Genomic DNA, 20254 nt, shown 5'->3' on the forward strand with positions numbered 1-20254 from the left:
TCGGAATTTCGCGCTGCGACGCACACCGATAATCGGTCGCAACATGCGTCAACCGCAAACGCAACCTCAAATTCATGCCCAAACTCATCATTTTTAGGCTTTGCTTAGAAAAATATTTGCACACCTGCCCCATGTTTCGCTTAATGAGCAGATGCAAAAAGGTGGTCGTTCCAACCCTGGTGGTTTTCTGATTGAGCAGCGTCGGCTGGAGAAACAGCCCGCTGAGTTACGCGTGCGCGCCTTTACAGAGATCACGCTCAAACCGACCGCCGACAGCGGGACGGTTCAGGCGTCGCGCTGCACCGACTGCGGCGTGCCCTTCTGCCAGAACGCCTGCCCGCTGCAGAACAACATCCCCGACTGGCTGGCCCTGTCGGCGGACGGCGACCTGCGCGAGGCCTGGCGCGTCGCCTCGGCCACCTCGACCATGCCGGAAATCTGCGGCCGCATCTGTCCTCAGGATCGCCTGTGCGAGGGCGCCTGCACCCTGCAACAGTCCGGCTGGGACGGCGTCACCATCGGCTCGGTCGAGGCCTGGATCGCGGATGCCGCCTTCGACAACGGCTGGGTCGAGCCCATCCGCCCCCTGGCCGAACGCGGCCAGAACGTGGCCATCGTCGGCTCCGGCCCCGCCGGCCTGGCCGCCGCCGACCGTCTGCGCAGCGAGGGCTACGCCGTCACGATCTATGACCGCCACGACCGCGCCGGCGGCCTGCTGACCTACGGCATCCCCGGCTTCAAGCTTGAGAAGCCCATCGTCCAGCGCCGCGTCGACCGTCTGGTCGAGGGCGGGGTCAAGTTCGTGCTCAACACCAACGTCGGAGTCGATGTGACGATGGACGAGTTGCGTGATCGCCACGACGCCGTCCTGCTGGCCATGGGCGTCTATCAGGCCCGCACGCTCAGCGTGCCCGGTCGCGGTCCGAACGACACCGTCGCCGCCCTGGACTTCCTGATCGCCCAGAACCGCGTCGACTGCGGCGACGTCGCCGACGCGTCAGCGCCCCACGCGGCCGGTCGCGACGTCGTCGTCGTCGGCGGCGGCGACACGGCCATGGACTGCGTCCGCACCGCCATCCGCCAGGGCGCGAACAGCGTCGTCTGCCTCTATCGCCGCGACCGCGACAACATGCCGGGTTCTGCCCGCGAAGTGCAGAACGCCGAAGAGGAAGGCGTCCGCTTCGAATGGCTGGGCGCGCCCAAGGCCCTGATGTCCAAGGGCGAGGCTGTCACCGCCGTCCGCGCCCAGCGCATGGCCCTGACCGAGGCCTCGGCCGGCGGGCGGCGCGACATCGCCCCGGTGGCCGGCTCGGACTTCGACCTGCCCGCCGACCTGGTGATCGAGGCCCTCGGCTTTGAACCCGAGGCCTTTGGCGAACAGCTGGACGCCAACCTCGGCCTGACCAAGTGGAACACCCTGCAGGTGGCGCGTGGCGGTTTCGCCACCACCCTGCCCGGCGTGTTCGCCGCCGGAGACGCCGTGCGCGGCGCCTCCCTCGTCGTCTGGGCCGTGCGCGACGGCCAGGACGCCGCGGCTGAAATCGACCGCTACCTGCGCGCGCGTACCGAGGAAGCCGCCGCATGACCGACGCATCGCAACAAAACTGGCTGGCCCAATACGAAGCCAACCGCGCCCGCCTGATCGACGGCGGCGCCTATGACCCATCGTCGGAACGCGACGCCTGCGGCGTGGGCCTGGTCTGCGCCATCGACGGCAAGCCGCGTCGCGAGATCGTCGAGATGGCCATCAAGTCGCTGAAGGCGGTGGCCCACCGCGGCGCGGTCGACGCCGACGGCCTGTCCGGCGACGGCGCCGGCGTCATGATCGAACTGCCCCAGGCCTTCTTCGCGGCCCAGGTGCGCGCCGTCGGCCAGACCCTGCGTCCCGGCCCCATCGCCGTGGGTCAGGTCTTCCTGCCGCGCACCGACCTGGGCGCCCAGGACCACGCCCGCGCCATCGTCGAGGCCGAGGCCATCCGCTCGGGCTTCTACATCTACGGCTGGCGCCAGACCCCGCTGGACCTGTCGGTCGTCGGCGTCCGCGCCGACGCCACCCGGCCCGAGATCGAGCAGATCATGCTGGCCGCCCCCGAGGGCATGGAGATCGAGGAACTGGAGCGCGAGCTCTTCCTGTGCCGCCGCCGCATCGAAAAGGCGGTGCAGGCTTCAGGCCTGAACGGCTTCTACCTGTGCTCCCTGTCGGCCCGCTCCATCGTCTACAAGGGCATGGTCCGCGCCGAGCTGCTGGGCCAGCTGTATCACGACCTGAACGACCCCAGCGTCGAGTCGGGCTACGCCGTCTTCCACCAGCGCTACTCGACCAACACCTTCCCCGAGTGGAAGCTGGCCCAGCCCTTCCGCATGCTGGCCCACAACGGCGAGATCAACACGCTTCAGGGCAACCTGAACTGGATGCGCGCCCACGAGATCCGCATGGCCGCCTCGGCCTTCGGCGAGCGTGATCAGGAGGTCAAGCCGGTGGTCCAGCCGGGCGGTTCGGACTCGGCGGCCCTGGACAATGTCTTCGAGGTTCTGGTCCGCGCCGGGCGTCCCGCCCCCCTGGCCAAGGCCCTGCTGGTGCCCGAAGCCTGGTCCTCGGACGACGTGGTGATGAAGCCCGAGCACCGCGCCCTCTACGCCTACTGCAATGCGGTGATGGAGCCGTGGGACGGCCCCGCCGCCCTGTGCGCCGTCGACGGCCGCTGGGTCGTGGCGGGCAAGGACCGCAACGGCCTGCGCCCCCTGCGCGCCGTCGAGACCGTGGACGGCCTGCTGCTGGCCGGCTCCGAGGCCGGTCTGGTTCCCCTGCCCGAGGGCCGCATCAAGCGCCGCCTGCACATCGGCCCCGGCAAGCTGATCGCCGTCGACCTGAAGCACGGCCGCATCTATGACGAGCATGAGGCCGTCGACGCCCTGGCCGCCGCCCAGCCCTATGAACAGTGGCTGGAGAACATGGTCGATCTGGAGCCCATCATCGGCCCCGGCCCCGAGCCGCGCGCCGCCACCGGCGAGGCCCTGATCCGGCGCCAGATCGCCGCCGGTTTCAGCCGCGAGGATCTGGACCTGCTGCTGGACGCCCTGGTCCGCGACGGCAAGGAGGCGGTCGGCTCCATGGGCGACGACGCCCCGCCCGCCGTCCTGTCCAGCCTGCCCCGCCCCCTGGCCCACTATTTCCGCCAGAACTTCAGCCAGGTCACCAACCCGCCCATCGACCCCCTGCGCGAAGCCGGGGCCATGAGCCTGAAGACCCGCTTCAAGAACCTGGGCAATATCCTGGCCCAGGACGAGGCCCAGACCGAGGTCTTCGTGCTGGACAGCCCGGTCCTGACCACCGGCATGTACCAGCGCCTGCTGGGCGTCGTCGCCGACGGCTCGACCACGGTGATCGACTGCACCTACCCGGTCCCGGCTCAAGGCGACCGCTCCGGCGCCGGCCTGCGTCAGGCGCTGGACCGCATCCGCGACGAGGCCGAGGCCGCCGCGCGCGAGGGCGCCACCCTGATCGTCCTGACCGACGAGCACGCCTCGGCCGAGCGTCTGGCCGCGCCGATGATCCTGGCCACCGCCGGCACCCACGGCCGCCTGATCGCGGCGGGTCTGCGGACCTATTGCTCGCTGGTCGTGCGCTCCGCCGAGACCCTGGACCCCCACGCCTTCGCCGTTCTGGTCGGGGTCGGCGCCACCGCCGTCAATCCCTGGCTGGCGCAGGAGCTGTTCCAGGAACGTCTGGATCGCGGGGCCTATCCGGGCCTGACACTTCACGACGCCTGCCTCAACTACAAGCACGGCATCGAGGCTGGACTACTGAAAGTGCTGGCGCGCAAGGGCATCAGCATCATCTCCGCCTATCGCGGCGGCTGCGAGTTCGAGGTTCTGGGCCTGTCGCGCGCCCTGGCCGCCGAGTTCTTCCCCGGCGCGCCGTCGCGCATCTCCGGCATCGGTCTGGCCGGTCTGGAGCAGGCGGCGCTCAAGCGTCACACCGTGGCCTTTGGCGCGGCGGTCCCGTCTCCGTCCATGGGCGGCTTCTTCCGCATCCGTGCGGGCGGCGAGGCCCACGCCCATGACGCGAAGACCATCCACCTGCTGCAGGACGCGGTGAACCGCGGCGACTTCAAGCGCTTCAAGCAATACTCCGCCGCCGTCCGCGAGCAGCCGGATCTGGCCCTGCGCGACCTGCTGGATTTCAAGGAGGGGCTGACCCCGGTCCAGCTGCACGAGGTCGAGAGCGTCTCGGACATCCGCCGCCGCTTCCTGTCCCAGGCCATGTCTCTGGGCGCCCTCAGCCCTGAAGCGCATGAGACGCTGAACATCGCCATGAACCGGATGGGGGCGCGCGCCGTCTCCGGCGAGGGCGGCGAGGACCCGGCCCGCTATGTGCCGCGCCCGAACGGCGACAACGCCAACTCGGCGGTCAAGCAGGTGGCTTCGGGCCGTTTCGGCGTCACCGCCGAATACCTGAACCAGTGCCGCGAGATCGAGATCAAGGTGGCCCAGGGCGCCAAGCCCGGCGAGGGCGGCCAGCTGCCCGGCTTCAAGGTCACCGAGTTCATCGGCCGGATGCGCCACGCGGTTCCGGGCACGACCCTGATCAGCCCGCCGCCGCACCACGACATCTATTCGATCGAGGATCTGGCCCAGCTGATCTACGACCTGAAGGCGATCAACCCCGACGCCAAGGTCACGGTCAAACTGGTCTCGGCCACCGGCATCGGCGCCATTGCCTCGGGCGTGGCCAAGGCCAAGGCCGACGCCATCCTGATCGCCGGGCACAACGGCGGCACGGGCGCCTCGCCCCAGACCTCGGTCAAGCACGCGGGCATGCCGTGGGAGATCGGCCTGGCCGAGGCCCATCAGGTCCTCAGCCTGAACCATCTGCGCTCCTCGGTCAGCCTGCGCGCCGACGGCGGCATCCGCACCGGCCGCGACGTGGTCCTGGCCGCGCTTCTGGGGGCCGAGGAATACGGCATCGGCACCTCGGGCCTGATCGCCATGGGCTGTCTGATGGTGCGTCAGTGCCACTCCAACACCTGCCCCGTCGGCGTCTGCTCTCAGGACGAGCGCCTGCGCGCCAAGTTCACCGGCACGCCGGAGAAGGTGGTCAACCTCTTCACCTTCATCGCCGAGGAGGTCCGCGAGATCCTGGCCTCCATCGGCGCGCGCACGATCGATGAGATCGTCGGCCGCACCGACCTGCTGCGTCAGACGCGGCGCGGCGGCTCGCACCTGGACGATCTGGACCTCAACCCCCTGCTGATGAAGGTCGACGTCGACCGGCCCGGCCGCTGGGCCGACAAGGTTCGCCAGCCGGTCCCCGAAAGCCTGGACGCCCAGGTCTTGAAGGACGCCGCCCCCTTCCTCGAACGTGGCCAGACGCTGGAACTGTCCTATCCGCTGAACAATACCCAGCGCACCGCCGGCGCCGGGGTCTCCTCGGCCATCGTCCGCAAGTTCGGCCCTCAGGGTCCGCAAGGCCGTCTGAAACTGAAGCTGGAAGGCATCGCCGGTCAGAGCTTCGGCGCCTTTGGGGCCAAGGGCCTGATCCTCGACGTCACCGGCGAGGTCAACGACTATGTCGGCAAGGGTCTGTCGGGCGCCGACATCCACGTCCGTCCCTATGAGTGGCGCGCCGACCAGCAGGTCTGCGGCAACACCACCCTCTATGGCGCCACCTCGGGCCGTCTGTTCGTGGCCGGCGCGGCGGGCGAACGCTTCGCCGTCCGCAACTCGGGCGCCGAAGCCGTGGTCGAGGGTCTGGGCGCGCACGGCTGCGAATACATGACCGGCGGTCGTGTGGTCGTGCTGGGCTCGGTCGGCTGGAACCTGGCGGCGGGCATGAGCGGCGGCGAGCTGTTCGTGCTGGACGCCGAGGGCCGCGCGGCTCAGGCCCTGAACGGCGACATGGCCGGGATCGGTCGCATCGACGCCGAAGCCGAGACGCGGCTCAAGGCCCTGATCGAGGCCCACGCCGCCGCCACCGCCTCGCCCCTGGCCAAACGCGTCCTGGCCGACTGGACGAAGTTCGCACCGCGCTTCGTCCGCATCGCGCCCAAGACCGTCCTCGCCGCCGAGGCCGCCAACACCGACGTCAGGCTGGCCCAACCGGCCTGACGTCGCCCTCTCCTTTTCGCCCGCGTCTTCTCCTCGAGACCTTCATGACACCACCGACGATCACCAAGGCCGCAGCATTCTGTTGCGGCCTTTTCGCCTTTGCGTTCGCGGCGCCCGCCTTCGCCGCGCCGCCGAACCTGCTGGCGCATCAGGTCCCGCTGGCGCTGGATGGGCCGGGCACGGCCTGGATCCTGACCTCAACGGCCCTGGTGCTGATGATGACCCTGCCGGGTCTGGCGCTCTTCTACGGCGGCATGGTGCGCAAGAAGAACCTGATCGCCACCATCGCCCATTCCACGGCGGCCATGGCCATCGTCACCGTCCTGTGGTTCGTCGCCGGCTACACCCTGTCCTTTGGCACGATTGACGGCCCCGCCAACGGCTTCATCGGCGGGGTTCAGGCCCTCTTCCTCAACGGCGTCGGGGTGAAGACCGCGCACAGCCTGACCCCCGGCCTGCCCGAGTTCCTGTGGATCGGCTATCAGCTGACCTTCGCCATCATCACCCCGGCCCTGATCGCGGGCGCCTTCGCCGAGCGGATCAAGTTCTCGGCCAGCGTGCTCTTCTTCACCCTGTGGCACCTGATCGTCTATGCGCCGATCTGCCATCAGGTCTGGGGCGGCGGCTGGATGGGCGAGCTGGGCGTGCTCGACTTCGCCGGGGGCGCCGTGGTCCACGTCAATGCGGGCGTGGCCGGTCTGGTCTGCGCCATTGTGCTGGGCCCGCGCCACGGCTGGGGCCGCGACAACATGGCCCCGCACAACCTGGCCTTCACCGCCATCGGCACGGGCCTGCTCTTCGTCGGCTGGATGGGCTTCAACGGCGGCTCAGCTGCCGGGGCCAATGAGATCGCCGCGGTCGCCGTCTTCAACACCCTGCTGGCCCCCGCCGCCGCCGCCGTCGGATGGATCGCGGTCGAGTGGACGCTGAAGAAGAAGCCGACCCTGCTGGGCCTGCTGACCGGCGTGGTCGCCGGTCTGGTCGCCATCACCCCCGCCGCCGGTTTCGTCGACCCCAAGGGGGCCTTCTTCATCGGTCTGATTTCCGGCCCCATCGCCTATGTCGGCGCAGTCTGGCTGAAACATAAACTCAAGTATGACGACAGCCTGGACGCCTTCGGGGTGCATGGCATCGCCGGCATCGCCGGCGCCCTGCTGACCGGGGTCTTCGCCAACGCCGCCATCAACCCCGTCGCGGAGGGGGCCACGGTGTGGAAGCAGGCCATCGGCCTGGGCGGCGCCATGGTCTGGAGCGCCGTCGGCACCTTCGTCGTGCTGATGATCTGCAAATACACCGTCGGCCTACGCGTCGAGAAGGAGGCCGAGATCGAGGGCCTCGACTACAGCCAGCACGGCGAAGCCATGCACTGATCCACCGGGCGGCGAGCGCGTGAAGCCTTCGCCGCCCCTCTGCGTTCTGGCTGGATGGCGGCGCGCGGTGAACTCGGCACCTATCAGGCCAAACGGAACTTCGGCGTCACGCCGGAGCCAAAGGGCCGCAAGCTCAAGCCGCGCCAGACCGGCCTGCGCTATCTGATCCAGCGCCACGCCGCGTCGCATCTGCACTACGACTTCCGCATCGAGCACGACGGGGTGCTGAAGTCCTGGGCCGTGACCAAGGCCCCGTCGCGCGATCCCCACGTCAAGCGTCTGGCGGTCGAGGTCGAGGACCATCCGCTCGACTATGGCGGCTTCGAAGGCACCATCCCGGCGGGCAATTACGGCGCCGGCACGGTGCAACTCTGGGACGTCGGCGAGTGGACCCCCCAGGACGCCGACATCGACGCCGCCTTCGCCAAGGGGGCTATCAAGCTGACCCTCGACGGCGAGCGGCTAAAGGGCGGCTGGGCCCTGATCCGGCTCAAGTCCGATCGCGGCAAGCCCTCCAAGCGACCCAACTGGCTGCTGATCAAGGAGAAGGACGCCTATGCCGTCGATGGCGAAGGCGACGCCCTGGCCGAGATCGACGCCTCGGTCGTCAGCGGACGCAGCCTGGCCCAGATCGCCGAGGGCGAGACGCAATGGACCTCATCCAAGGCCACGACGCGCAAGTCGCCGCCCAAACCCCAGCCGTCCAGGGCGACGCACCCCCTCGCCAAACCCCACGCCTTCGTCCCGATCCAGTTGTGCCAGGTCGCCGACCGCCCGCCCTCGGCGCCGGGCTGGGCGCATGAGATCAAGTTCGACGGCTACCGCATCCAGGTCGCCACCGGCGGCGGGCGCGCGACCCTTCGCACCCGCAAGGGGCTGGACTGGACCGACCGCTTTCCCGAACTGGCCGCCGACGCCGCCCACTGGCCCGACGGCGTGCTCGACGGCGAGTTGTGCGCCCTGGACGATCACGACATGCCGGACTTCTCGGCCCTACAGACCGCCATTTCGGAGGGCGCGACCGACCGCCTGGTCTACTTCGCCTTCGACCTCCTGTTCGACGGGTCCGAGGACCTGCGCCGCCTGCCCCTGTCGCACCGCAAGGCCCGACTTCAGGCCCTGATCGACCGCACGCCCAAGGCCGCCGCCGCTCGCCTGCGCTACGTCGAGCATTTCGGGGCCAGTGGTCAGACCTTCCTGGAAAGCGCCTGCCGCATGAATCTGGAAGGCGTCATCTCCAAGACGCTGGACGCCCCCTATCGCGCCGGGCGCTCGGTCGCCTGGATCAAGGCCAAGTGCCGGGGCCGCGACGAAGTGCTCATCGGCGGCTGGTCGTCGGAGGGCGCAACCCGCTTCCGTTCCCTGCTGGTCGGGGTGAAGACAAAGGGCGGCCTGCGCTATCTGGGCCGCGTCGGCACGGGCTATTCGGCGGCCCTGACCAAGAGCCTTCTGCCCGCGCTAAAGGCCGCCGCCGCCGACCGCTCGCCCTTCGTCGCCACGCCCGAGGCGGAGGACCAACTGCACTGGGTCGCCCCCGTCCTCGTCGCCGAGATCGAACACGCGGGCTACTCCAGGGACGGCCTCCTGCGTCAGGCCGCCTTCAAGGGGCTGCGCGAAGACAAGGCGCCCGCCGACGTCACCGCGCCGCCGCAGCCGCCGTCACTCGCCGCCAAGCCCGTCAAGCTGGTCGTCGCGGGCGTGACCATCTCCCACCCCGACAAGATCCTGTGGCCCACCACCGACGCCCACCCCGCCGTCACCAAGGCCGACCTGATCGCCTATTACGAGGCCGCCGCCGAGCGCCTCCTGCCCCACATTCTCGACCGCCCCGTCTCCATCATCCGCGCGCCGGACGGCATAGATGGCCAACGCTTCTTCCAGCGGCATGCCCTGGCCGGCCGCCATCCGGGCCTACGCGCCGTCGATGTCGGCGAAGGCCGGCTCTATCTCGCCGTCACCGACCTCAGCGGATTGATCGCCATCGGCCAGTCCGGCGGGCTGGAGTTGCACCCCTGGGGCTGCAAGCCCGGCGATCCCGAGACGCCGGATCAGATCACCTTCGACCTCGACCCCGACGAAGGACTGGATTTCGACGCCGTGGTCGCCGCCGCCCTCCTGCTGAAACTCCGTCTCGAAGCCCAGGGCCTGAGCCCCTTCGTCAAGACCACCGGCGGCAAGGGTCTGCACGTGGTCGTCCCGATCAAGGCGGACGCCCGCAGTCGCGTCGATTGGGATCAGGCCAAGGCCTTCGCCAAGGGGGTGTCCGAGGCCCTGAAGACCGACCATCCCGACCGCTTCACCACTACCCTGGCCAAGAAGGCGCGCAGCGGAAAGATCTTCCTCGACTATCTGCGCAACGGCCGCGCCGCCACCGCCGTCGCCCCCTGGTCGCCCCGCGCCCGGCCCGGCGCCGGGATCGCCTGCCCCCTGTCCTGGGATCAGGTGAAGCCCGGTCTGGACCCGACCGCCTTCACCCTGCTGAGCGCCGCCGACCTCTTGCAGGCGCCCGATCCCTGGGCGGACTTTCGCGCCTCGGCGGCGTCGCTGAAGCCCGCCCTGCGCCAGCTGGGCTAGGCCTTCAGCCGCTCGGCCAGGAAGTCGACGAAGACCCGCACCCGCGCCGGGGTATTGGCCCCGCCGACGAAGACCGCGTGGATGTTCTCCACGTCGCCCGGATTGAAGTCCTCCAGCAGGGGGACCAGCCGGCCGGCCGCCACGTCATCGGCCACGCTGAAGGCGCCCACCCGCGTCACCCCCACCCCAGCCGCCGCCAACTGGCCCAGGGTCTCGCCGTTGTTGGCCTCGACAGCGCCCCTGACCGACAGGCTGTATTCCCGCCCCTCGCGCACAAACGGCCAGACCGGCTCGACGCGGCGGAAGTTGAAATTCAGGCAGTTGTGGTCGTGCAGGTCCTCGGGCGTCCTCGGAGTCCCGCGCGCGGCCAGATAGGCGGGCGAGGCCACGATGACGCGCCGCGTCTCGCCCAGCTTGCGCGCCGTCAGGCCGCTGTCGGCCAGGGGGCCGAAGCGGATGGCCACGTCCGCCTGCCCCGCCGCCACGTCCACCACCACATCGGTCAGATTGATGTCGACCAGGATGTGCGGATAGAGGGCGACAAAATCGCCCAGCAGGGGCACCACACACAGCCGCCCGTGCGACAGGGAGGCGCTGACCCGCAGCCGTCCGCGCGGCGCCCCTTGGTCGGCGATGGCCTGCTCGGCGTCGTCCAGATCGGACAGGATGCGCCGCGCCGCGCCCAGATAGGCCTGCCCCTCCGGCGTCAGGGTCAGGGTCCGGGTCGTGCGCAGCATCAGCCGCACCCCCAGCCGCGCCTCGATCCGGTCCAGGGTCCGGCTGACCGCCGAGGGGGTCAGCCCCAGGTCGCGCCCGGCGGCGGAGAAACTGCCGCTGGCCGCCACCGCCGCGAAGACCGCCATCTCGCGCGCCCGATCGGCCCCGCCCGCCTGCATCTTTGCGTTCATTTCAAAAATCCTTGGCCTGAACCGCCTCTAACGCGCGCGGCCCCCGCCGTCCATCTGTGCGCCTTCGAACAGAACGGAAGGGACCGTCATGGACTATCGTCAACTCGGATCGTCAGGCCTGCGCGTGCCGGTCCTCAGCTTCGGCACAGGGACCTTCGGCGGTTCCGGCCCCCTGTTCGGGGCCTGGGGCAATAGCGACGTGACCGAGGCGCGCCGCCTGGTCGACATCTGCCTGGAGGCCGGGGTCAATCTGTTCGACACCGCCGACGTCTATTCCGACGGCGCCTCCGAGGAGGTCCTGGGCCAGGCGATCAAGGGCCGCCGCGATCAGGTGCTGATCTCGACCAAGACCGGTCTGCCGACCGGCGACGGCCCCAATGACTGGGGCGTGTCGCGCGACCGCCTGATCCGCTCCGTCGAGGCCGCCCTGCGCCGCCTCGGCACGGACCATATCGACCTGCTGCAACTGCACGCCTTCGACGCCTCGACCCCGGTCGAGGAACTGCTGGCCACGCTGGACCTGCTGGTGACCTCAGGCAAGGTGCGCCACACCGGCGTCTCCAACTATCCCGGCTGGGCCCTGATGAAGGCGCAAGGCCTTGCCGACCGCGACGCCCGTCCCCGCTTCATCGCCCATCAGGTCTATTATTCCCTGATCGGCCGCGCCTATGAGGCCGACCTAATGCCGCTGGCCGCCGATCAGGGCCTCGGCGCCCTGGTGTGGAGCCCCCTGGGCTGGGGCCGGTTGACCGGCAAGATCCGCCGCGACGCCCCCATCCCCGACGGCAGCCGCCTGCATCAGACCGCCGCCTTCGCCCCGCCGGTCGAGGACGAGCACCTGTATCGCGTCGTCGACGCCCTGGACGCCGTCGCCGCCGAGACCGGCAGGACCGTGCCCCAGGTGGCGATCAACTGGCTGCTGCAACGTCCGACCGTTTCCTCGGTCATCATCGGCGCCCGCAACGAGGAACAGCTGCGCCAGAATCTCGGCGCCGTCGGCTGGAGCCTGACGCCGGCGCAGGTCGCCGCGCTCGACGCCGCCAGCGACGTCCTGCCGCCCTATCCCCACGCCCCCTATCGCCAGCAGGAAGGGTTCGCTCGCCTGAACCCGGCCCTGGTCTGAGCCAAGGTTTCCGCCCCATGAAACTCAACCCTCCCCTTCTGGCCCTCGCCGTCGGCGCCTTCGGCATCGGCGTGACCGAGTTCGCCCCCATGGGCATGCTGCCCGTCATCGCCGGCGACCTGGGCGTCTCCATCCCGGCGGCGGGCCTGCTGGTCAGCGCCTACGCCTTCGGCGTCCTGATCGGCGCGCCGCTGATGACCCTGACCACCGGCCGCGTGCCGCGCCGGACCCTGCTGATCGGCCTGATGGGGATCTTCACCCTGGGCAACCTGCTGTCGGCCGTCGCGCCTGAGTATTGGAGCCTGATGGCGGCGCGGGTCGTGACCTCGTTCAACCACGGGGCCTTCTTCGGCGTCGGCTCCATCGTCGCCGCCAGCGTGGTCGCGCCGAACCGGCGCGCGGGCGCGGTGGCGGCCATGTTCATGGGCCTGACCATCGCCAACATCACCGGCGTGCCCCTGGCCGCCTGGGCCGGCGAGACCCTGGGCTGGCGCGCCTCCTTCTGGGGCATTGCGGGCTTGGGCGCCCTGGCCATGATCGCCCTGCGTCTGACCCTGCCCCACGGTCCGGTCGAGGTCTCAACCGATGGCGGCGCCATGAAGGCCGAGCTGGCGGTGCTGAAGCGCGGCCCGGTTCTGGCCGCCCTGGCCCTGACCGTCATCGGCTCCAGCGCCATGTTCACCGTCTTCACCTATATCGCCCCGATCCTGAAGGAACAGACCCTGGCCTCCGGCGCCTTCGTCACCGCCATGCTGGTCGTCTATGGCGTCGGTCTGACGGTGGGCAACTGGCTGGGCGGGCGCTTCGCCGACCGCTCGGTGGACCGCACCCTGATCGTCACCCTGGCCGCCCTGGCCGCCCTGCTGATCCTGTTCGCCGTCGTCATGCCGTGGCAGGCGCCGGCCGCCGTGGTCATCTTCGCCTGGGGCGTGGCCAGTTTCGCCCTGGTGCCGCCGCTGCAGATGCGAGTGATGACGGCCGCCGCCGACGCGCCCAACCTGGCCTCGGCCATGAACATCGGCGCCTTCAACCTGGGCAACGCCATCGGCGCGGCCCTGGGCGGAGCGGTGATCGGCCTCAACCTCGGCTACCCCGCCGTGGCCCTGGCCGGGGCGGCCATGGCGGCCTCGGGCCTGATCCTGGTCCTGCTGCTGGTTCGACGCGAGACCCGCATGACGGCGGCCACAGCCTCCGCCGGCTGCTAGAAAAGTCGGCCCCTTCTTGGTCTGAAGAAGGGGCCGTTTCGCCGCTTTGGTGCTAGGCTTGGTCTTTGCGGATCAAGGACACCCTCATGGCGGGCCTCAAGGACAAGCGCGGCTTCATCGACAAGGACCGGCTGGACCTGTCCGAGCGTCAGGCCGTCGAATACTGGATGAAGCGTTGGGGCGTGACCAAGGACCAGATCACCGCCGCCCACCGCAAGGTCGGCCGCATGACCAAGGACATCGCCGCCGAACTGGGCAAGAAGCGTTGATCCCACAGGCCCTGCTGGTCATCGACATCCAGCCCAGCTTCAGTCCGCCGGACTGGCTGATCGAGGGCGTCAATCGCCTGATCGGGACCATGCCGTCGGTGGCCACGGTCGAGCGCCACGACGAGGCCGTCACCCCCTTCGCGCGCCAGCTCGGCTGGACCCCCGGCCCCGATGACGACAGCCTGATCACCGCCGACGTGGTTCACGTGAAACACGGCTATGCCCCGACGCCCGAAACCATCGCCCATCTGAAGAGCCTGAACCCGGAACGGGTCCTGGTCTGCGGCATCCAGGCCGACACCTGCGTCCTGGCCGCCGGCTTCGCCCTGTTCGACGCCGGCCTGACCCCGACCCTGATCAGCGACCTGACCGTCGGCTCGTCGCTGGATCGCTCGGGCGAACTGGGCGCCCGGCTGTGGCGGCACCACTTCGGCCATGTGGTCGCCACGGCCGACCTCTAGCCCGCCTTCGTCTTCGGCACAGGCTTCTTGGTCGCAGGCTTGGCCGGCCCCTTCAAACTGGCCTTCAGCGCCGCCATCAGGTCGATGACGTTCGTGTCGTCCGGTTCGGGCGCCGAGACCACGCCGCCCTTCTGCTTGGCGGCGATCATCTCGCGCAGGGCCTCGTCGTAGCGATCGTGGAAACGGGCCGGGTCAAACTCCGCCTCCTTCTGGCCGATGATGCGGGCGGCGATCTCGACCATGTCGGCGTCGGCCGTCACCGCCGGGATGTCGTCGAAGAAGTCGTCGGCGTCCTTCACCTCGTCATGGGCGCGCAGGGTGTAGGCCACCAGCCCCTTGCCGTGGACCTCCAGCGCCAGTTGCCGCTCCTTGCCGCGCAGCACCAACTGACCGAGCGCGATCTTGCCCGCGCTCTTCATCGCCTCTCGGATCACGGCGAAGGCCTCGACCCCCACGCCCTTTTCCGGCACCACATAGAAGGGATCGTCCCAATAGAGCCGGTCGATGTCCGCCTCATCGACGAACTGATCGATGGCGATGGTCCGGGTGCTGTCCAGCCTCACCTTGTCGAAGTCGGCCTCGTCGAACAGGACGTATTCGCCCGCCGAGACCTCATAGCCCTTGACCAGGTCGGACCGCTCGACCGGCCCGGTGTCGGGGTCCGTCGTCACCATGCGGATGCGGTTGTTCGTTGCCGGATTGATCAGGTGAAAACGCACGTCGCCGGCGCTGGTCGTGGCCGTGTAGAGGGCGACCGGACAGGTCACCAGCGACAGCTTCAGATGCCCCTGCCAGGTCGGTCGCGTCGCCATGTTCCGCTCCTTCGCCCCTGACCGAACGGGCACAGGGCGGATTTGTTCAGTCCCACTGGCTGCCGTCGCAGAACCGCGCCATCATCCATCCATGTCCTGGATCGTCCGCTCGTTCCGACTGCACGCCGCCCTGTGGCTGGGCCTGGGAGTTCTGGCGGTCGCCGTCGCCGCCACCCCCGCCGCCTGGGACTGGCAGATGCGCGTCGCCGTGGCCTGGGACGTCAGCGCCAGCGTCTTTCTGTTGCTCACCCTGGCCCGGCTGCGGCGCGCCCGCACCGCCGACGCCATCCGTCGACGCGCGGCGGCCCTCGATCAAGCCGGCGCCGCCGTCCTGCCGCTCAGCCTGCTGGCGGCGGGGGCCAGCGTCTTCGTCATCGTCATGGAGACGGCGGACGGCGGCAAACCCACGACGGCCGAGGCCCTCTTCTCCATCGGCACCATCGCCGTCTCCTGGCTCTTCGTCCACGTCATCTTCGCCCTGCACTACGCCCACGAGTTCTACGCCCCGTCCAGCAAGGGCAAGGGCGACCGCCGGGGCCTGATCTTCCCTGGTGAAAGCGAGGCCGACTACTGGGACTTCCTGCACTTCTCCTTGATCATAGGCGTGGCCAGCCAGACCGCCGACATCCAGATCAGCAGCCGCAGACTGCGCCGCATCGCCACCGTCCACAGCCTGATCGCCTTCGTCTTCAACACGGTCATCCTGGCCTTGGCGGTCAATATGGCGGTCAGCCTGCTCTAGGCTTATCCGTCCTTCGCCTTGACTTGGCCGCTATTGAGGCCCATCTGCGCTGCACCGCACAATCGCGGTATCCGGTTTCCTGCAACGCGTGTGGGTCTTCCTCCCCGAAGACCTGATTGCAGACGCAGCCGGCCAGACCTCAGAGTCATTACGTCGTCCGGACACGCGGGGCGGCGCCCGATCCACCCCGACGGCTTCATTCCGAAGCTCTATCGGGACTGGCGGTGCGTCTTCCTTGTTGCGTGCGGTCAGAAGGCTTCGCCTTCTCGACCCGACGCACGCGGGATGCGCACTTCCGCAAGCGAAAGACGCTCCGTGAGCAATATCACTTTTGAATCCATGGGCCTGAACAAGGCCCTCCTCCAGGCCCTGGCCTCGACCGGCTACGAAAAGCCGACCCCGATCCAGGCCAAGGCCATCCCCGACGTCATGGCGGGCAAGGACCTGCTGGGCATCGCCCAGACCGGCACCGGCAAGACCGCGGCCTTCGCCCTGCCGATCCTGCATCGCCTGGCCGAGAACCGCGTCGCGCCCCAGCCGCGCACCACGCGCGCCCTGATCCTGTCGCCGACGCGCGAACTGGCCACCCAGATCGCCGACAGCTTCAAGCAGTACGGCGCCCACCTCGGCTTCCGCGTCGCCGTCATCTTCGGCGGCGTGAAATACGGCCCGCAGGAACGCGCCCTGCAACAGGGCCTGGACGTCCTGGTCGCCGCCCCCGGCCGCCTGCTGGACCACCTGCAGCAGAAGACCCTGGACCTGTCGTCGACCGAAATCTTCGTCCTGGACGAAGCCGACCAGATGCTGGACCTGGGCTTCATCAAGCCCATCCGTCAGATCGTCAGCCGCATCCCGGCCAAGCGTCAGAACCTCTTCTTCTCGGCCACCATGCCGTCGGAGATCGGCAAGCTGGCCGGCGAGCTGCTGAAGGACCCGGTCAAGGTCCAGGTCACGCCGCAGTCCACCACGGTCGAGCGCATCAAGCAGTCGGTCATCCACATCGAACAGGGCCGCAAGCGCGCCCTGCTGACCGAACTGTTCAGCGACCCCGCCTATACGCGCTGCCTGGTCTTCACCAAGACCAAGCACGGCGCCGACAAGGTCGCAGCCTATCTGGAAGCCGGCGGTGTCGAGGCCGGCGCCATCCACGGCAACAAGAGCCAGCCGCAGCGTGAGCGCGCGCTTGAAGCCTTCAAGAACGGCAAGCTGCGCGTCCTGGTCGCCACCGACATCGCCGCGCGCGGCATCGACGTGGACAAGGTCACCCATGTGGTGAACTTCGAACTGCCCTATGTGCCGGAAGCCTATGTCCACCGCATCGGTCGTACGGCCCGCGCGGGCAAGGACGGCACGGCCATCAGCTTCGTCGCCGGCGACGAGATGAAGCTGCTCAAGGACATCGAGAAGGTCACGCGCCAGAAGATCCCGGCCGTGGACCGCCGCAACGACAAGGCCCTGGCCCAGCTGGACGCCTCGATCATGGCCGCCGGCGTCAAGCAGAAGGCCACCCTGCCCGAGCGTGAGGGCCGCGAAGGCCGCGGCGGCGGCGAAGGCCGCAACCGTGCTCGCAACCCGCGTCGCGACGGCGTCAAGCCGGAGGGCGGCGGTCAGCCGCACCGCCAGCGCAAGGGCGGCGCCAACCGCGACCGAACCCACCACGCCGATCGTCCGGCCGCCGTCTATGATCCGATGGCGGGCGAACGTCCCAAGTCGTCGCCGCGCGCCAATCCCTCGGCCGAGCCCAAGCCGGTCGGCGAGATGAAGCGCCGTCCGCGCCGTCGCCCGTCGAACGGCGGCAAGGGCTACGGCTCGCAGAACTGATCCTTCGGATCAGCGCCAAGACCGAAACGCCGGGCCCTCCTCGAGAGCCCGGCGTTTTTCATTTCCGCTCCTGCTTTCCTCCCCACTCTGTGGGGAGGGGGACCGCGTAGCGGTGGAGGGGGCGACGCAAACGTCCGCCGCCGCCCATTGCACTGTTTTTTCGCGGCGCCGCGCAATGCCGACCAAGAAAAACGGCGGCCCCCGCAAAGGAGCCGCCGCATTCCTGTTCGCGATGTCGCTGGATCAGAAGGCCCAGCGCGCGCCCATGGAGGCGACCAGGGCCGAACCCTCGGCCGTGCCGCGCAGGTGCGAGGTCGTCGCCGCCGCCGAGCCGGCATAGAAGGTGCGGTCGTCATAGATGTCCGCATCGCTGAAGGCGACGTAGGACAGGCCCGCGTCGAAGGTCACGCCCTCGGTCACCTCGGTCGAGGCGCCGACCGAGAACAGCCAGCGGTCGGCGTCCGGGATGCGGGCCGTACGCAGGCTGTCACGGGTCGGGGTCGGGTCATAGCCGACGCCGGCGCGCAGGGTGGTCTTGTCGCTGAGGGCGTAGTCCAGGCCGATCGCGCCTGTGGTCACGTCCTTGTAGTTCTGATGGATCGAGTCACCGCCCGCGCCGTATTCGACGTCGATGGCCTGGAACTCGGACCAGCCGATGCGGTTGACCTGGGCGTTCAGCGTCAGCTTGTCGTTGACGGCGTAGCGCACCGAGGCCGAGGCGAACCAGGGCGTGTTGAAGCTGGCCTTGCCGGCGGTGGCGACATTGGCGCCGGCCAGGGGGCCCAGCAGGCCGGCGATGGCGATGTCGCCTTCCAGCTCATGCTCGATCTTGGAGCGGTAGCTCAGGCCGAGGTCCCACGGACCCTTGTGCACCTGGGCGCCGACGTTCCAGCCGTAGTCCCAGCCGTCGCCTTCCAGGGTGTTGGTGCCGTCCGGCAGCAAGGGCGACAGGTTGGGCAGGGCCGAGGTCAGCTTGGCTTTGACGAATTGAGCGTCCAGACCGGCGCCCACGTCCAGCCAGTCGTTGACCTGATAGGCCACGGTCAGGCCGGCGTTGGCCGAGCGCAACTCCGAGGTCAGGGCGTCGTAACGGGTGAAGGAAGCCTTCTCGTACTTGGTCGTGAAGTTGTAGGGCGCGGCCACCGAGAGGCCGACGGCGAAGCGGTCGCCGATCGGCGTGGCGAAGGCGAAGTTCGGCACCAGGCCGCTCTCGATCGGATCGACCGTCGTGTTGCGCGGATTGGTCACCGGCACATTGGCGCCGCCCGGATAGGTCACGTAGGAGCCGCTGTTCTTGACCTCGGAATCGATGCGGATGGCGTGCATGCCGAAGGACAGTTCGCGGCCGCTGCGGGCGATGGCGGCGGGGTTCCACCACAGCGAGCCGACGCCGCGATCCGCAGCCTCGCCCGAATTGGCCCGGCCGACGCCGCGCACCGATTGTTCCTGCAGATAGAAGGAGCCGGCGAAGGCCGGAGCGGCCACGGAGGCCATGAGGATCGCGAGGCCGCTGATGCGGGCCATGTTCCTGGGAGTCATACTGTTTCACCTATGTGGGACCGCCCGACCTTACTGATGGTCGGGTCGTTGTTCGGGGAGAGAGGCGACGCTAACAGCCACAGCGCCTGTGTCATGAAAGCGTTGCGCCCAAGGCCCCTGTCGGACCGCAAATCGGCCAAACCGTGGCGATGAAGTCGCACAATTTCACACCTTGGTGAGGTTACGCAACGGCAAGATCAATGCCCAAATAACGCAGTTCTTGAGAAAGATCGTGTTCCGCAAGGTCAACTTCACCCCCATCACGACCACGAATCACCAGCTGAATTTTGGCCTCTTCGTCGCCGCCGAACCCGAAGGGATAGCCGCAGCACGACAGGCCGGACCATGCGCCGCCTTCCGCCGCGTCATCGTCGCCGCCTGACGGGGTTGAGCTTTTGTGCTAGGTTCGCCATCTGACGTCCAAGACACAGCCCAGCCGCTCCCCCCCTTATCGCGGCGCGCCCGAAAGCAGATCATGTACGAGACCCCCGACCTGGATACCGACGCCTTCGTCCGCAGCCACGAAATCCGCATCCACGATGCGGAGGCCTTCGAGGGCATGCGCAAGGCTGGCCGTCTGGTGGCCGAGGCCCTGGACATGATCGGCGAGCATGTGAAGCCCGGCGTCACCACCGGCGAACTGGACGATCTGGTGCGCGAGTTCACCCTGGCGCGCGGCGGCGTCCCCGCCTGCCTCGGCTACAAGGGCTACACCAAGACGGTTTGCACCTCGATCAACCACGTCGTCTGCCACGGCATTCCCGGCGACAAGGTTCTGAAGGAAGGCGACATCGTCAACATCGACCACACGGTCATCGTCGACGGCTGGCATGGCGACTCGAGCCGCATGTATCCGGTCGGCGAGATCAACGCCCGCGCCAAGAAGCTGATCGACGTCACCTATGACTCGCTGGAACTGGGCCTGGCCCAGGTCAAGCCGGGCAACACCTTCGGCGACATCGGCTTCGCCATCCAGAAATTCGTCGAGGCCCAGCGCATGAGCGTGGTCCGCGACTTCTGCGGCCACGGCATCGGCCGCGTCTTCCACGACAGCCCCAACGTCCTGCACTACGGCCGTCGCGGCGAGGGCGCCGTGCTGAAGCCCGGCATGTTCTTCACCGTCGAACCGATGGTGAACCTGGGCAAGCCGGCGGTGAAGGTGCTGTCGGACGGCTGGACCGCCGTGACCCGCGACAAATCCCTGTCGTCCCAGTGCGAACACACCATCGGGGTGACGGAAGACGGCCTGGAAATCTTCTCGGCCTCGCCGAAGGGCCTGTTCCGCCCGAAATTCTGAGCTAGTCTCCCTTTCGGGGGAGGCT

At 68.8% G+C, this 20254-nt stretch carries 15 protein-coding genes; 12 read left to right on the forward strand and 3 right to left on the reverse strand.

Translation table 11 applies throughout. The features are described from left to right. The first annotated feature begins 151 nt into the window (after positions 1-151). Genes ACR9FL_RS16230 through ligD form a run of 4 tightly spaced genes read left to right on the forward strand, consistent with a single transcriptional unit; the run spans position 152 to position 10052 of the window. Complete coding sequence (locus tag ACR9FL_RS16230; protein ID WP_436356375.1) at positions 152-1585, forward strand: NAD(P)-dependent oxidoreductase; 1434 nt, start codon at positions 152-154, stop codon at positions 1583-1585. Further along, a complete protein-coding gene (gene gltB / locus ACR9FL_RS16235; protein WP_436356376.1) occupies positions 1582-6108 on the forward strand; it encodes a glutamate synthase large subunit in 4527 nt (1508 codons plus the stop codon). The genes ACR9FL_RS16230 and gltB overlap by 4 nt, the downstream gene beginning before the upstream one ends. A gap of 44 nt (positions 6109-6152) precedes the next feature. Beyond that, positions 6153-7478 (forward strand): ammonium transporter, encoded by a 1326-nt coding sequence (locus tag ACR9FL_RS16240; RefSeq protein WP_296174565.1) that lies wholly within the window; start codon positions 6153-6155, stop codon positions 7476-7478. A gap of 54 nt (positions 7479-7532) precedes the next feature. Then, a complete protein-coding gene (gene ligD, locus ACR9FL_RS16245) occupies positions 7533-10052 on the forward strand; it encodes a DNA ligase D (protein ID WP_436356377.1) in 2520 nt (839 codons plus the stop codon). Here the strand turns inward: ligD and ACR9FL_RS16250 are convergent. Next, entirely contained in the window at positions 10049-10960 is a 912-nt protein-coding gene (locus ACR9FL_RS16250) for a LysR substrate-binding domain-containing protein (RefSeq protein WP_436356378.1), read from the reverse strand. The genes ligD and ACR9FL_RS16250 overlap by 4 nt on opposite strands. Before the next feature lie 88 nt (positions 10961-11048). On the opposite strand from ACR9FL_RS16250, the gene ACR9FL_RS16255 reads away from it, so the two are divergent. The 4 genes from ACR9FL_RS16255 to ACR9FL_RS16270 all read left to right on the forward strand — a co-directional run bounded on the left by ACR9FL_RS16255 (position 11049) and on the right by ACR9FL_RS16270 (position 14018). Then, a complete protein-coding gene (locus tag ACR9FL_RS16255; RefSeq protein ID WP_436356379.1) occupies positions 11049-12083 on the forward strand; it encodes an aldo/keto reductase in 1035 nt (344 codons plus the stop codon). 17 nt (positions 12084-12100) lie between these two features. Beyond that, a complete protein-coding gene (locus ACR9FL_RS16260; RefSeq protein WP_436356380.1) occupies positions 12101-13288 on the forward strand; it encodes an MFS transporter in 1188 nt (395 codons plus the stop codon). An 86-nt stretch (positions 13289-13374) separates the two neighbouring features. Continuing rightward, the gene (locus ACR9FL_RS16265; RefSeq protein ID WP_087120133.1) at positions 13375-13557 is read left to right on the forward strand and encodes a DUF3606 domain-containing protein; all 183 of its coding nucleotides are present in this window, start codon (positions 13375-13377) and stop codon (positions 13555-13557) included. Then, the gene (locus ACR9FL_RS16270) at positions 13554-14018 is read left to right on the forward strand and encodes a cysteine hydrolase family protein (RefSeq protein ID WP_436356381.1); all 465 of its coding nucleotides are present in this window, start codon (positions 13554-13556) and stop codon (positions 14016-14018) included. Before ACR9FL_RS16265 ends, ACR9FL_RS16270 begins: the two co-directional genes overlap by 4 nt. Here the strand turns inward: ACR9FL_RS16270 and ACR9FL_RS16275 are convergent. Next, positions 14015-14830, reverse strand: coding sequence for a Ku protein (locus ACR9FL_RS16275; protein WP_296174551.1), 816 nt, complete (start codon positions 14828-14830; stop codon positions 14015-14017). The genes ACR9FL_RS16270 and ACR9FL_RS16275 overlap by 4 nt on opposite strands. A 91-nt stretch (positions 14831-14921) precedes the next feature. On the opposite strand from ACR9FL_RS16275, the gene ACR9FL_RS16280 reads away from it, so the two are divergent. Both ACR9FL_RS16280 and ACR9FL_RS16285 read left to right on the forward strand, forming a co-directional pair. Next, positions 14922-15572, forward strand: a complete 651-nt coding sequence (locus tag ACR9FL_RS16280; protein WP_436356382.1) for a DUF1345 domain-containing protein — start codon at positions 14922-14924, stop codon at positions 15570-15572. A gap of 315 nt (positions 15573-15887) precedes the next feature. Next, a complete protein-coding gene (locus ACR9FL_RS16285; protein ID WP_436356383.1) occupies positions 15888-17393 on the forward strand; it encodes a DEAD/DEAH box helicase in 1506 nt (501 codons plus the stop codon). A 243-nt stretch (positions 17394-17636) separates the two neighbouring features. Here the strand turns inward: ACR9FL_RS16285 and ACR9FL_RS16290 are convergent, their stop codons facing one another. Then, the gene (locus ACR9FL_RS16290; RefSeq protein ID WP_436356384.1) at positions 17637-18932 is read right to left on the reverse strand and encodes an OmpP1/FadL family transporter; all 1296 of its coding nucleotides are present in this window, start codon (positions 18930-18932) and stop codon (positions 17637-17639) included. 172 nt (positions 18933-19104) lie between these two features. Here ACR9FL_RS16290 and ACR9FL_RS16295 point away from each other — a divergent pair, with 172 nt between their 5' ends. Beyond that, positions 19105-19314: a hypothetical protein gene (locus ACR9FL_RS16295; protein WP_436356385.1), complete on the forward strand. Its 210-nt coding sequence runs from the start codon at positions 19105-19107 to the stop codon at positions 19312-19314. A gap of 93 nt (positions 19315-19407) precedes the next feature. Further along, a complete protein-coding gene (map, locus tag ACR9FL_RS16300; protein ID WP_296178658.1) occupies positions 19408-20229 on the forward strand; it encodes a type I methionyl aminopeptidase in 822 nt (273 codons plus the stop codon). The last annotated feature ends 25 nt before the right edge of the window (positions 20230-20254 follow it).

Origin of the sequence: Brevundimonas sp. CEF1, from assembly GCF_051353055.1 — a bacterium.
GTDB lineage: Bacteria > Pseudomonadota > Alphaproteobacteria > Caulobacterales > Caulobacteraceae > Brevundimonas.

Bases quoted from the DNA above. Each gene is read 5' to 3' on its own strand.
- ACR9FL_RS16230 (WP_436356375.1), top strand. From the start codon at position 152: ATGCAAAAAGGTGGTCGTTCCAACCCTGGTGGTTTTCTGATTGAGCAG.
- gltB (WP_436356376.1), top strand. From the start codon at position 1,582: ATGACCGACGCATCGCAACAAAACTGGCTGGCCCAATACGAAGCCAAC.
- ACR9FL_RS16240 (WP_296174565.1), top strand. From the start codon at position 6,153: ATGACACCACCGACGATCACCAAGGCCGCAGCATTCTGTTGCGGCCTT.
- ligD (WP_436356377.1), top strand. From the start codon at position 7,533: ATGGCGGCGCGCGGTGAACTCGGCACCTATCAGGCCAAACGGAACTTC.
- ACR9FL_RS16250 (WP_436356378.1), bottom strand. From the start codon at position 10,960: ATGAACGCAAAGATGCAGGCGGGCGGGGCCGATCGGGCGCGCGAGATG.
- ACR9FL_RS16255 (WP_436356379.1), top strand. From the start codon at position 11,049: ATGGACTATCGTCAACTCGGATCGTCAGGCCTGCGCGTGCCGGTCCTC.
- ACR9FL_RS16260 (WP_436356380.1), top strand. From the start codon at position 12,101: ATGAAACTCAACCCTCCCCTTCTGGCCCTCGCCGTCGGCGCCTTCGGC.
- ACR9FL_RS16265 (WP_087120133.1), top strand. From the start codon at position 13,375: ATGGCGGGCCTCAAGGACAAGCGCGGCTTCATCGACAAGGACCGGCTG.
- ACR9FL_RS16275 (WP_296174551.1), bottom strand. From the start codon at position 14,830: ATGGCGACGCGACCGACCTGGCAGGGGCATCTGAAGCTGTCGCTGGTG.
- ACR9FL_RS16280 (WP_436356382.1), top strand. From the start codon at position 14,922: ATGTCCTGGATCGTCCGCTCGTTCCGACTGCACGCCGCCCTGTGGCTG.
- ACR9FL_RS16290 (WP_436356384.1), bottom strand. From the start codon at position 18,932: ATGACTCCCAGGAACATGGCCCGCATCAGCGGCCTCGCGATCCTCATG.
- map (WP_296178658.1), top strand. From the start codon at position 19,408: ATGTACGAGACCCCCGACCTGGATACCGACGCCTTCGTCCGCAGCCAC.